This is a genomic window from Citrobacter telavivensis (assembly GCA_009363175.1).
Lineage (GTDB): Bacteria > Pseudomonadota > Gammaproteobacteria > Enterobacterales > Enterobacteriaceae > Citrobacter_A > Citrobacter_A telavivensis.
The window spans coordinates 868,470-881,218 of the sequence record CP045205.1 but is presented as its reverse complement, the minus strand read 5'-3'; the positions used below and the strand labels follow the sequence as shown (position 1 = coordinate 881,218).

At 53.1% G+C, this 12,749-nt stretch carries 13 protein-coding genes; 11 read left to right on the top strand and 2 right to left on the bottom strand.

Annotation, left to right across the window (positions count from 1 at the left end; genetic code table 11):
* The first annotated feature begins 12 nt into the window (after positions 1 to 12).
* From GBC03_06400 to GBC03_06390, 3 genes are all read left to right on the top strand, one after another.
* Positions 13 to 876: a Cof-type HAD-IIB family hydrolase gene (locus tag GBC03_06400; protein QFS69860.1), complete on the top strand. Its 864-nt coding sequence runs from the start codon at positions 13 to 15 to the stop codon at positions 874 to 876.
* Entirely contained in the window at positions 863 to 1,621 is a 759-nt protein-coding gene (locus tag GBC03_06395) for a DeoR family transcriptional regulator (protein ID QFS69859.1), read from the top strand. Before GBC03_06400 ends, GBC03_06395 begins: the two co-directional genes overlap by 14 nt.
* A gap of 63 nt (positions 1,622 to 1,684) precedes the next feature.
* On the top strand, positions 1,685 to 1,957 hold the full coding sequence (locus GBC03_06390) for a DUF3811 domain-containing protein (protein QFS69858.1): 273 nt from the start codon (positions 1,685 to 1,687) through the stop codon (positions 1,955 to 1,957).
* Here the strand turns inward: GBC03_06390 and rluF are convergent.
* Positions 1,954 to 2,832, bottom strand: a complete 879-nt coding sequence (rluF, locus tag GBC03_06385; GenBank protein ID QFS69857.1) for a 23S rRNA pseudouridine(2604) synthase RluF — start codon at positions 2,830 to 2,832, stop codon at positions 1,954 to 1,956. The two genes, GBC03_06390 and rluF, sit on opposite strands and share 4 nt — an antisense overlap.
* Positions 2,833 to 3,300: 468 nt before the next feature.
* Between rluF and GBC03_06380 the strand changes: the two genes are divergently transcribed.
* From GBC03_06380 to GBC03_06345, 8 genes are all read left to right on the top strand, one after another.
* Positions 3,301 to 4,254 carry a helix-turn-helix domain-containing protein gene (locus tag GBC03_06380; GenBank protein ID QFS69856.1) on the top strand — a complete coding sequence of 318 codons (954 nt, stop codon included), beginning with the start codon at positions 3,301 to 3,303 and terminating at the stop codon, positions 4,252 to 4,254.
* Positions 4,255 to 4,324: 70 nt separating this feature from the next.
* Positions 4,325 to 5,131, top strand: a complete 807-nt coding sequence (locus GBC03_06375; GenBank protein ID QFS69855.1) for an SDR family NAD(P)-dependent oxidoreductase — start codon at positions 4,325 to 4,327, stop codon at positions 5,129 to 5,131.
* 9 nt (positions 5,132 to 5,140) lie between these two features.
* Positions 5,141 to 5,548, top strand: a complete 408-nt coding sequence (locus tag GBC03_06370; GenBank protein ID QFS69854.1) for a PTS sorbose transporter subunit IIA — start codon at positions 5,141 to 5,143, stop codon at positions 5,546 to 5,548.
* Complete coding sequence (locus tag GBC03_06365; GenBank protein QFS69853.1) at positions 5,548 to 6,042, top strand: PTS fructose transporter subunit IIB; 495 nt, start codon at positions 5,548 to 5,550, stop codon at positions 6,040 to 6,042. Before GBC03_06370 ends, GBC03_06365 begins: the two co-directional genes overlap by 1 nt.
* A 64-nt stretch (positions 6,043 to 6,106) precedes the next feature.
* Complete coding sequence (locus tag GBC03_06360) at positions 6,107 to 6,904, top strand: mannose/fructose/sorbose family PTS transporter subunit IIC (protein QFS69852.1); 798 nt, start codon at positions 6,107 to 6,109, stop codon at positions 6,902 to 6,904.
* An 11-nt stretch (positions 6,905 to 6,915) separates the two neighbouring features.
* On the top strand, positions 6,916 to 7,740 hold the full coding sequence (gene manZ, locus GBC03_06355; protein ID QFS69851.1) for a PTS mannose transporter subunit IID: 825 nt from the start codon (positions 6,916 to 6,918) through the stop codon (positions 7,738 to 7,740).
* A gap of 53 nt (positions 7,741 to 7,793) precedes the next feature.
* Positions 7,794 to 9,014 (top strand): zinc-binding dehydrogenase, encoded by a 1,221-nt coding sequence (locus GBC03_06350; GenBank protein ID QFS69850.1) that lies wholly within the window; start codon positions 7,794 to 7,796, stop codon positions 9,012 to 9,014.
* Between the two features lies 1 nt (position 9,015).
* On the top strand, positions 9,016 to 9,828 hold the full coding sequence (locus GBC03_06345; GenBank protein ID QFS69849.1) for a shikimate 5-dehydrogenase: 813 nt from the start codon (positions 9,016 to 9,018) through the stop codon (positions 9,826 to 9,828).
* 63 nt (positions 9,829 to 9,891) lie between these two features.
* On the opposite strand, the gene GBC03_06340 is transcribed toward GBC03_06345, so the two are convergent.
* Positions 9,892 to 12,732 carry an autotransporter outer membrane beta-barrel domain-containing protein gene (locus tag GBC03_06340; GenBank protein QFS69848.1) on the bottom strand — a complete coding sequence of 947 codons (2,841 nt, stop codon included), beginning with the start codon at positions 12,730 to 12,732 and terminating at the stop codon, positions 9,892 to 9,894.
* Positions 12,733 to 12,749: the final 17 nt, after the last annotated feature.

Below are 12,749 nucleotides of genomic sequence, written 5' to 3'. Positions count from 1 at the left end.
CAGAGAACAATAATGCTACTGGTTACCGATCTGGATGGAACATTACTGACGTCGCAGAAGACCATCAGTTCACGTACGCGTCAGGCGCTGGTTGAATTTCGCCAGCACGGCGGTCTGCTGGCCGCCTGTTCCGCCAGACCGGTCTCCTCCATGGCGCGCCTGTTACAACAGCAGCAGGTTGAGACGCTGTTTGGCTGGTGCGCCGGCTTCAACGGCGGGCAAATTCTTGAAACGGCGCAGCAGCGCATTTTGCATTCTGCCGCGCTCACCCAAATGGATCTCAGAGATATTGACCGGCATATTTCGCTGTCCCGCTATCCTCACCATTTTTTTACTCCACAGGCAATTTATCACCGTTACGATCGCCTTATCGCTCCGTGGACATCGTATGAGGCCAGCTTATTTGAGTTACCACTTATTAACGCCGCACCAGGGAATATCTTTAATCGTCGCGATATATTTAAAATCACGCTGGTGGCAGAACACGACAGAATCGACGATCTGTGCCTGAAAATAAACAGCCTGCTGCCTGATGACTATAAGGCGACGATCACTGGCGGCAATTATATTGATATTCAACGTAGCGAGATTAATAAAGGCTATGCGATAAATGAAATCGCCCGGCAATTAAATCGACCTACCGCAGAGATTGCCGCCATTGGCGATCAGCAGAACGACGTCAGTATGTTTGCCGTTGCCGGGTTCGGCATCGCGATGGGCAACGCACCAGAGAGTGTGAAACGTCAGGCCCGCTATGTGACAACCACGAATGATGATGAGGGTATCGTCTGTGCGCTGGAGTGGTTGCGTTGCTCTGCGCATCCAGTTACCATGCGGCAAAGCTCGGCCCAGGCGGAAAATAATGAACCCGATTAAAAGAAGAAAACATATTCTTGATGAATTAAACAAATTCGGTGAAGTGACCGTTATTAAATTATCAGAAACGCTAAATGTGACCTCAGAAACCATTCGCCGCGATCTCTCTTTACTGGAGTCTGAAGGTCAGATCACCAAAATTCACGGTGGTGCAGTCAAAAAACAGGTTGTCCAGGAAGATGCATTTGGCGCAAGAATAGATGCGCATCGTGAAGAAAAAATGGCAATTGGCAAAGTCGCCGCGGGAATGGTCAGCGAGCGCGATACGCTGTTTATTGATTCATGTACCACGAATCTTATTCTTGCCGAACACTTACCTCCTTTCGCATTTTCCGTTATTACCAATTCCGCCTTAATTGCCGATAAAATAAAAGAGCATAATCTCCAGGCGCGTGTCTATGTCTTAGGCGGCGAATATGATTACCATTTCCGCGCCAATCTGGGCGTCTCGGTATGCCAGCAGATTAACGCGATTCACGCCGATATCTGCTTTATCGGTGCGGGCGGCATTTCACCGCAGCATGGCATACTCGTGAAGAGCTTTGATGAGGCTTACGTTGCCAAAGCGATGATTGCAATGAGTAAAAAATCCGTGATTCTCGCCGACCATACTAAATTTGGTCAGGACGGCGTGATGTGTATCGCCACGCTCAAAGAGATTGATCACGTCATTACGGATAAGGGATTTAAAACAACGGGTTATACACAGCAGGATTTCGCAGGAAAACTGCGTATTGCTGACTGAGCGCTATCCGCCCGTGGCGTATTGCCGTACACTGAAATCACCTGGCAGACAGAGGGCACCCGTATGGCACTCCCCCGCATTACCCAAAAAGAGATGACCGAGCGCGAACAGCGCGAACTGAAAACGCTGCTTGATCGCGCCCGTATCGCGCATGGTCGTCAGTTGACCAACGCAGAAACCAACAGCGTGAAGAAAGAGTACATTGATAAGCTGATGGTCTTGCGCGAAGCCGAGGCAAAAAAAGCCCGTCAGTTGAAGAAAAAGCAGGCTTATAAACCGGATGCGGAGGCCTCTTTTTCCTGGTCCGCGAATACGCCAACGCGCGGCAGACGTTAACGCCCTTTCTTCTTACGCCCCGGCGAGGTAAAGCGTTTACCGTTTGCCGCCGGGCGTGATTTTTCTTTCTCCGCCGTCTTTTCGATTTTCACCACCGGGCGCTTGATTCCCGCCGTTTTCGGCTTCGCTTTCGCCTTCGGTTTTGCTTCCGAAGTGGAATTTTCGATAAGCTTAAACAGCGTAATTAGCTCATCATCCGTCAGGTCACGCCATTCACCCAGCGGCAGACCGGAGAGGCTAACGTTCATGATGCGCGTACGTTCAAGCTTCGTCACCTCATAACCGAAATGTTCGCACATGCGCCGGATCTGACGGTTCAGCCCCTGGATTAGAGTAATGCGGAATACAAACGGCGCCTCTTTCTTCACCTTACACTTTTTGGTGACGGTGCCCAGAATCGGCACGCCCGCACTCATCCCACGAATAAATTCATCCGTAACCGGTTTGTCGACCGTGACCAGATACTCTTTTTCGTGATCGTTACCGGCACGCAGGATCTTATTCACCAGATCGCCGTGGTTGGTCAGAAAGATCAGTCCCTGGGAGTCTTTATCCAGACGGCCAATCGGAAACACGCGCTTGCTGTGGTTAACGAAATCAACAATATTGTCGCGTTCGCTGTCTTCAGTGGTGCTCACGATCCCTACCGGCTTATTCAGTGCGATAAAGACCAAATCTTCCGCTTCACGCGGCTCAATCAACCGACCATTCACCTTCACGACGTCGCCAGGCATCACCTGGTCGCCAATGGTGGCGCGTTTGCCATTGATGAAGACGTTTCCTTGCTCGATGAAGCGATCGGCTTCGCGACGCGAGCAGATTCCGCTTTCACTGATGTATTTGTTGAGTCGAATGGATGATGAGTCGGGCAGCATAATTTCTCCTTTGTACACTTTATCCTTCAGGCTGTCTCTGCGTTGGCTGCCCGCACTCACCTCAGTCACATAGTTATCTATGCTCCAGAGGATTCGCTCCCTTGCCGCCTTGATACAGCCTGAATGCTTTGTGTAATAAATGCGGAATATACCCTACCTTGCTGGCGATAAAAAATAATCGTGCAGAATGGCCTCTGCACTATTTGTGATCCGCCACACCTTTCGACACAAAAGTGTCGCCGATCTTAGCCTGCAATTTTGTTGAATGAAAATCAGCAGAATCAAGACATTAGGATTACTTGCACATCTGTGCCAACAACGATCGACCCGCACATCATATGTGCAATATAAACCGCCAGTACAGGACGTGGAAAGAAGAGAAAATTGCTTTGAACTCCCGCTTTTATGAGGTTATATCAGATCAAGAAGGCTGGTTCGTGATTTGCACAAATGTGCAGGAGTCTACAGATGGCGACGGAAAACAGTGATGATATCCGCCTGATCGTAAAAATAGCGCAGCTCTATTACGAACAGGATATGACACAAGCGCAGATCGCCCGTGAACTGGGGATTTATCGCACCACCATCAGCCGCCTGCTGAAACGCGGTCGCGAACAGGGCATTGTCACTATTGCCATCAACTACGACTACAACGAAAACCTGTGGCTGGAACAGCAACTCAAACAACGATTCGGTCTTAAAGAGGCGGTGGTGATCACCTGCGACAGCGAGCAGGAAGAGGAACAACTCGCAATGATGGGCGTGCATGGCGCGCAGTTGCTGGAACGTTTACTGGAACCCGGCGACATCATTGGTTTTTCCTGGGGACGTGCGGTATGCGCGCTGGTCGAGGGGTTGTCGCCAGCCAGCCAGTCACGTCAGTTGATCTGTGTGCCGATCATCGGCGGGCCGTCCGGCAAGCTTGAGAGCCGCTATCACGTCAATACGCTGACCTACGGCGCGGCGGCAAAGCTGAAAGGAGAATCACACCTGGCCGATTTTCCGGCGCTGCTGGAAAACCCATTGATCCGTAACGGTATTATGCAGTCTCAGCACTTTAAGTCGATTTCTGCCTACTGGGAGAATCTGGATGTCGCACTGGTGGGGATCGGTTCTCCGGCAATTCGCGACGGCGCAAACTGGCACGCATTTTACGGTAGCGAAGAAAGCGACGACCTGCACGCCCGGCAGGTTGCCGGAGACATTTGCTCGCGCTTTTACGATACCAACGGCGTAACGGTGGAGACCAATATGAGCGAAAAAACACTCTCCATCGAAACCAACAAATTAAAGCAGGCGCGTTATTCCATCGGCATCGCAATGGGTGAAGAAAAGTTAAGCGGTATTCTCGGTGCATTACGTGGAAAATATATTAATTGTTTAGTCACTAACAGCCATACCGCTGAATTGTTATTGAAGTAGATATATTCATCTTGATCCTGACGTAATTTATTTTATGCAGGATCCCCTTCTCTGAAATTGGGAGTTAATTATGCAAACGTGGTTAAACCTACAGGACAAAGTCATTATTGTAACCGGCGGTGCATCCGGAATTGGCCTGGCTATTGTCGAAGAGTTATTAGCACAAGGCGCGAATGTCCAGATGGCAGATATTCACGGTGGTGAAGCAACACATGAAGGAAATAACGGTTATCACTTCTGGCCGACGGATATTTCCAGCGCTAAAGAAGTTAATCACACCGTGGATGAAATCATCCAGCGCTTTGGCCGAATTGACGGTCTGGTCAATAACGCCGGCGTTAACTTCCCCCGTCTACTGGTCGATGAAAAAGCCCCGGCTGGAAAGTATGAATTAAACGAAGCCGCATTTGAAAAAATGGTCAATATCAACCAGAAAGGCGTGTTCTTAATGTCACAAGCGGTGGCGCGCCAGATGGTGAAACAACGTAACGGCGTTATCGTTAACGTCTCTTCTGAAAGCGGGCTGGAAGGGTCAGAAGGCCAGAGTTGCTATGCCGCAACGAAGGCGGCGCTGAATAGCTTCACCCGTTCCTGGTCAAAAGAGCTGGGTAAACACGGTATTCGCGTGGTCGGCATTGCCCCCGGGATTCTGGAAAAAACCGGACTGCGCACGCCGGAATATGAAGAAGCGCTGGCCTGGACCCGCAATATCACCGTTGATCAGCTGCGCGAAGGCTATAGCAAGAACGCCATTCCGATTGGTCGCTCAGGACGCCTGACCGAAGTTGCTGATTTCGTTTGTTATCTTCTGTCAGAACGCGCCAGCTACATTACCGGAGTAACCACTAACATTGCGGGCGGAAAAACGCGCGGCTAAGGAGGCGTTATGGTTAATGCAATCTTCTGTGCTCACGGCAAACTGGCCTGCGCCATGCTGGAATCGGTGCAGATGGTTTACGGCGACGCCAACGTTGAGGCGGTAGCCTTTGTCCCCGGCGAGAACGCCAGCGATATCGTCGCGAAGCTGGAAAAGTTGGTGAGTACTCACACCAACAGTGAATGGTTGATAGCCGTTGACCTGCAGTGCGGCAGTCCGTGGAACGCCGCGGCATTGCTTGCGATGCGCAATCCGGATATTCGGGTGATCAGCGGGCTTTCCCTGCCGCTGGCGCTGGAACTGGTGGATAACCAGAGCAGTATGAATGTGGATGAACTGTGCGAACACCTGACGACCATTGCACAACAAACCTGCGTGGTCTGGCAGCATCTGGAAACGACCGAAGAGGATTTCTGATGAATATTACCCTTGCCCGTATTGATGACCGCCTGATCCACGGTCAGGTCACCACCGTCTGGTCGAAGGTGGCGAATGCTCAGCGGATTATTATCTGTAATGACGAGGTTTATAACGATGAAGTGCGCCGGACATTATTACGCCAGGCCGCCCCGCCGGGGATGAAGGTCAACGTGGTGAATATCGAAAAAGCCGTCGCGGTTTATCATAATCCGCAGTATCAGGACGAAACGGTATTTTATTTATTTACCCGCCCACAGGATGCGCTGGCAATGGTCAAGCAAGGCGTGAAAATTGCCACCTTAAATATTGGCGGCATGGCCTGGCGACCGGGTAAAAAACAATTAACCAAAGCCGTATCCTTAGATGACGATGATATTAATGCGTTTCGCGAACTGGATAAATTTGGCGTCAACCTGGATTTGCGCGTGGTCGCCTCCGATCCATCCATTAATATTCTCGAAAAAATAAAAGAACAGTCGTTCGCTGAATAAATAAAAGCGCCTGTGTACGTATGCTTTAACAGGCAGGGATGTTCACACTTTAAGGTGACCCATTATGGAAATCAGTACCCTACAAATTATCGCCATATTTATATTTTCCTGTATTGCCGGGATGGGCAGCGTGCTGGATGAATTTCAGACCCACCGCCCGCTCATTGCCTGTACGGTTATTGGCCTGATCCTCGGTGATTTAAAAACCGGAGTGATGCTCGGCGGGACGCTGGAGCTGATCGCGCTTGGCTGGATGAACGTCGGCGCCGCGCAGTCTCCGGACTCCGCGCTCGCCAGTATTATCTCCGCCATTCTGGTGATCGTCGGCCAGCAGAGCATCGCGACCGGTATCGCTATCGCGCTGCCAGTGGCGGCGGCAGGCCAGGTCCTGACCGTCTTCGCTCGTACTATCACCGTGGTGTTCCAGCATGCGGCGGATAAGGCCGCAGAAGACGCGCGTTTTCGCACCATCGACATCCTCCACGTCTCCGCATTGGGCGTACAGGCGCTACGCGTCGCCATCCCGGCGTTGATTGTCTCGCTGTTTGTCAGTGCTGATATGGTCAGCAATATGCTGAATGCCATCCCGGAATTCGTCACTCGCGGCCTGCAAATTGCCGGTGGCTTTATCGTGGTGGTCGGCTACGCCATGGTGTTGCGCATGATGGGCGTGAAGTACCTGATGCCCTTCTTCTTCCTCGGTTTTATCGCCGGTGGTTACCTCGACCTGAGCCTGCTGGCCTTTGGCGGCGTCGGCGCGATTATTGCGCTGGTCTACATCCAGTTAAACCCGCAGTGGCGTAAAGCCGAACCGCAGGCGCAGACCGCCTCCACCACCGCCCTTGACCAGCTTGATGACTAACGGAGCCCATCATGGAACAGAAAAAACTGACCAAATCTGACCTGTTTAGCATGTTTGTCCGCTCCAACCTGCAGCAGGCGTCTTTCAACTTTGAACGTATTCATGGGCTGGGCTTTTGCTACGACATGATCCCCGCCATCAAGCGCCTGTATCCGCTGAAGGAAGATCAGGTGGCAGCCCTCAAGCGTCATCTGGTGTTCTTCAACACCACGCCCGCGGTGTGCGGTCCGGTGATTGGCGTGACCGCCGCCATGGAAGAGGCGCGAGCGAACGGGGCGGAAATTGACGATGGCGCGATCAACGGCATCAAAGTTGGCCTGATGGGACCGCTGGCGGGCGTTGGCGACCCGCTGGTCTGGGGCACGCTGCGACCGATCACCGCCGCGCTCGGCGCGTCGCTGGCGTTGTCCGGCAACGTTCTCGGCCCGCTGTTGTTCTTCTTTATTTTCAACGCGGTCCGTCTGGCGATGAAGTGGTACGGCCTGCAAATTGGCTTCAACAAAGGAGTCAACATCGTCAGCGACATGGGTGGCAACCTGCTGCAAAAACTGACCGAAGGCGCATCGATTCTCGGCCTGTTCGTGATGGGGGTGCTGGTCACCAAGTGGACCAGTATCAACGTGCCGCTGGTGGTATCGCAAACCCCCGGCGCGGACGGCGGCACCGTCACGATGACCGTGCAGAACATCCTCGACCAGCTCTGCCCCGGCCTGCTGGCGCTGGGCCTGACGATGCTGATGGTACGTCTGCTCAACAAAAAAATTAACCCGGTATGGCTGATCTTCGCCCTGTTTGGTCTGGGGATTATCGGTAACGCACTGGGCTTCCTGTCCTGATTTTTTCGCCCCGGTGGTAAGCCGGGGCTCTCGCTCAACATGAGGTGGAATATATGTTAACGACAGCTCTGCGCCTTTATGGCAAACGCGATCTGCGCCTGGAAACGTTTGAACTTCCTGAGATGCAGGACGATGAAATTCTGGCAACCGTGGTCACCGACAGCCTGTGCCTCTCCTCCTGGAAAGAGGCCAATCAGGGTGAGGATCATAAAAAGGTGCCAGACGATGTGGCAACCCACCCGATCATCATCGGCCACGAGTTCTGCGGCGATATTATCGCCGTGGGGAAAAAGTGGCAGCACAAGTTTCAGCCCGGCCAGCGCTATGTGATCCAGGCGAACCTGCAACTGGCGGATCGCCCGGATTGCCCCGGCTACTCCTTCCCGTGGGTGGGTGGCGAAGCCACGCACGTCGTGATCCCCAATGTGGTGATGGAGCAGGACTGCCTGCTGGCTTACGAAGGCGAAACCTACTTTGAAGGATCGCTGGTTGAGCCGCTCTCCTGCGTGATCGGCGCGTTCAACGCAAACTATCACCTGCAGGAAGGCAGCTATAACCACAACATGGGGATTCGTCCGCAGGGTCGCACGCTGATCCTCGGCGGGACGGGACCGATGGGGCTGCTGGCAATCGACTATGCGCTGCATGGCCCAGTCAACCCGGCGCTACTGGTGGTGACCGATACCAACGACGACAAGCTGAGCTATGCCCGTAAACACTATCCTTCTGAACCACAAACGTTGATCCACTACCTGCACGCGCAGGATGCCTCGTACGACACGCTGATGACGCTGAGTGGCGGCCACGGTTTTGATGATATTTTTGTCTTCGTGCCGAGCGAACAACTGGTCACCCTGGCCTCTTCTCTGCTCGCTCCCGACGGCTGCATGAACTTCTTTGCCGGCCCGCAGGATAAGCAGTTCAGCGCGCCGATCAACTTCTACGACGTACATTACGCCTTCACTCACTATGTGGGCACCTCGGGCGGAAATACTGACGACATGCGCGCGGCGGTCAAACTGATTGAAGAGAAGAAAGTGCAGGCGGCCAAAGTGGTGACACACATTCTTGGACTGAATGCCGCAGGCGAGACCACGCTGGAATTGCCGAAAGTGGGCGGCGGTAAAAAGCTGGTCTATACCGGGAAAGCATTACCGTTAACCGCCCTCAACCAGATTGACGATCCCACGCTGTGCGCTATTCTGGAACGCCATCACGGGATTTGGTCTAAGGAAGCCGAACAGTATTTACTGTCGCATGCCGAGGAGATTTAACATGATTAACCGCGACACCCAGTTGTGCATGTCGCTTGCCGGTCGGCCCGGCAACTTTGGGACCCGTTTTCATAACTATCTCTATGAAAAGCTGGGTTTAAATTTCATCTACAAAGCATTCACCACCCAAGATATTGAAGCGGCGGTGAAAGGGGTTCGCGCGTTAGGCATTCGTGGCTGCGCGGTCTCGATGCCGTTCAAAGAAAGCTGCATGCCGTTTCTTGACGCCGTCGATCCGTCGGCGAAAGTGATTGATTCCGTCAATACCATCGTCAATGACGACGGCAGGCTGACGGGCTACAACACCGACTACATCGCGGTAAAAAGCCTGATCGCCAGCCACCAGCTCGACACCGCTGCGCGGGTGATGATTCGCGGCAGCGGCGGGATGGGCAAAGCGGTGATTGCCGCCTTTCGCGACGCCGGTTTTCGCGATGTGATCGTCGCCGCTCGCAACCGGGACAGCGGCCCGGCGCTGGCAAAACAGTATGGCTTTCAGTGGCAGCCGCTGCCGGAAGGCATTGCCTGTGACATTCTGGTCAACGTCACGCCCGTTGGCATGGCCGGTGGCAAAGAGAGCGATGAACTGGCGTACAGCGAGCCAATGGTCGCCAACGCCAGCGTGGTGTTCGATGTCGTCGCCCTGCCGCCGGAAACCCCGGTGATTACGCTGGCACGGAAGCTGGGTAAAAAGACCATCAGCGGCGCGGAAGTGATTGCGTTGCAGGCCGTCGAGCAGTTCGCGATGTACACCGGCGTGCGCCCGGATGACGCGCTGATTGTTGAAGCCGCGGAATTTGCCCGTGCGGGATAAGAAGGGGTAAAAATATCCTCCGGCTATGCCGGAGGATATTGATTTAACGATTAATCAGCGCAATCAGAAACTGTAGCGGATGCCCAACTGGCCACTGTAAGGCGTCTCGATATGTTGGCCTTTTTCGTAGCTCACCTCTCCCCAGGCGGACCACCGATCGTTCAGTTTTGCTGTCATCCCCAGGCCGTATTTACCGCTTGTGCCAGACAGATCGTTGGTAAACTTCTCGGTGTGGTTAATAACGACATCATTGTTCTTCATAAACTCATGGCGAACAGCCAGTCTCGCGTAAGGCTGTAGCATTGTCCCATCCGCCAACGCCACATTCTTACCGAAGGTTAACCCCGTTTCCCCTTTCAGAGACCGGGTTGCATCCGCTTTAACCGACATGCCGCTGTCGAGTTTGTAATGGGTTCTGTCCCCCATAAACCACGATGCCTGAATGTACGGTTCTACAAACCAACTCTCCAGCGCAATATGCTTCCCGGCTTCGACAGACAGGCCGCCGCCAACGGTATTATCTTTCGCATGTGTGCGTCCGCCGTTGAAGTAAGGGTTATTCTCAGTGCGGAAATAGTTAGCTTTCAATACGCCATCAACGTAATAACCGCTGTTGTGTAACCAGGTCGTATACAGCCCGATGCCATAACTGTCGGCTTTACCATTTGTGCTGGATGCGTCGAGATCCGCACGCGTATAAGAAGTCATACTGCCCACAATGAATGCGCTATCTTCCAACGCAAAACGCGTATCACCGCCGAACATCACGCCATTCACATCCTGACGGTAACCTACGTGCTCTGTGGATACACGGTAGCGGCTACTGATATATTTGCCCCAGACGCCATTTTCATGGTCACGCATCTGACGAATTTCACCGAGACGTGTCCGCAGCGTTGTCAGCTCAGCATCCCATATGGTGGGGGTCACATTCGCCATGGCAATCACCGCTTTAGCGCTTTCTGATAAATCCGGTTTTACCTCTGGTTCTGGAGTCGGAGAAGGGCCTGGGCCTGGATCAGGGTTGGGGCCTGGCTCTGGCGTATTCGCTTGTGGCGACAGATACCAGTTGTCTTTGTCGCTGTCAGCGCCGTGCACCAGATAGTATTTATATGCGCCAAGATCGACGCTGCCGTTTGTCATCGCAAACGTATTGGCCACACTCCCGTTCGCATAAATCAGATGGTAAGGCGCAGCAGCGCGACTACGTAACTCACTTCCTGAATCCTGCACTGTGACATTAAATTGCCCGCTGACAGATTCAGAAACATTCAGAAAATCGCCTGTGCCACCGGATAAATTGGTGTTCATGACGAAAGTACCGTTACCCTCAAGCGTGGTGAGTTCCAGACGGTTAAACTGCCCCGCCGTGTGACCCTCTGACGCGCTAAAATTGACCACGCCATTGTTCGTTAAGGCTTTAATCGTAGCGACGGATTCGGTGGTGTCAGCATTGTGTTTCAGGTAGAGAACCGATGAAGGGCTTTGTAAGTCCACGGCGGCAGCCCAGGCCCCCTTGCCCAGATTTCCTGTCCAGTCATGTACGCTTCCCCCTTCCATCGTCAGCGAACCCTCTTCTACCGTCAGCGCGTCAGTTGAGTAACCGCCATAGGCAATCAGGCTGCTCCCGCCATTGCGAAGCGTTGTGTTCGAAATATGCCCCCGCGCGAGCACCTCCTGGCGTCCGCCATCAACGACCGTGTTACTGGCTTCACCGTACCAGGCGAGCTGCTGGAGGCCTCCGGCATGAACGGTTGTATTGGTCGCGTTGGCGCGAATACCGCCCGTCCAGCCTTCCTGCTCAACCCAGCTTCCACCGGACCAACCGCCTTTCTGACCATTAACCAGTTGCGTGCCGTAGACCTGCGTCCCGTCGGCATTACCGGTTTGAATTCGTTGCAACCCTCCCGCATGAATGGTGGCGTCCTTCGCCTGTTGTCCGTTGACGCGCACTGTTGAATTGCTGTCGGAAATCCAGTCTCCACCACTCCATTGACCGTCTACGCCAGTGATCACCTGCGTACCATAAACCTGCGCATTTTCTGAAATTCCGGAGGTAATCGTTTGTCGCGCGCCCGCATACACCGTGGTATCCCGGTCAGCGACGTATTCAGCGCCTTTTCCGCTATAAACCTGCTGGAATGCGCCGTTATACAGGAATGTGTCCAGAGCCAGCCCGCTGGCAAGCTGATAGCTGCCCGCGCCAATATGAGAGTTTTTCGCGGTCCCGCTATAAATAATCTGCTGGCCGCCATTTTGCACAATCGTATCTTCAACCAGCGCGGTGCTGGTGACAGAAAGCACCTGCGTGCCGCCATCAATGAGGTTCGCCTGGGCATAGCCACGCCCACCCACAGTCTGTCTTCCGCCTGTTTTCACCACGGTGTCATAGGCTTCGGAATCGCCATTCAGCGTAAGGGCGCCGTTATTTTCAACCAGCGTATGGAAGGCTTTACCACCACTGTTCAGTTGTAAAACCCCCGTTTCAATATTCCCTTTGCTATTGGTGTATTCGCCTTTAACCGTGGTATTCACCGCTTCAGAACCCGCAGCATCATAAATACCGTCGCCGATATTAAGCTGAACAGAGTTTAACGTATTGTTGTAACTGTACGACTCATTTAATAACGTCACGACCTGTTTGGAATATGCGGGGTTAAGCAGGACGATTTCCTGGTTCGCAATATATTTTTTGTCTTTGATGGAAAAAGTGGAATAGCCTTTTTCCCACGTTTCTTTCACCCAATCCCAGTGATTGGTATAGTCCGGATTCGACGTCAGATCGCCCGGCATCGTAGTTGTTTGTACGGGAGGATAAGGCGTGGGGAGCGTTTCTGCCGCCGCAAGCGGATACGCCGTTAAGCATAATGCAGGGAAAAAAGCATGGTAAAAGACGCGTTTCATATCTAAATCCATAGTTA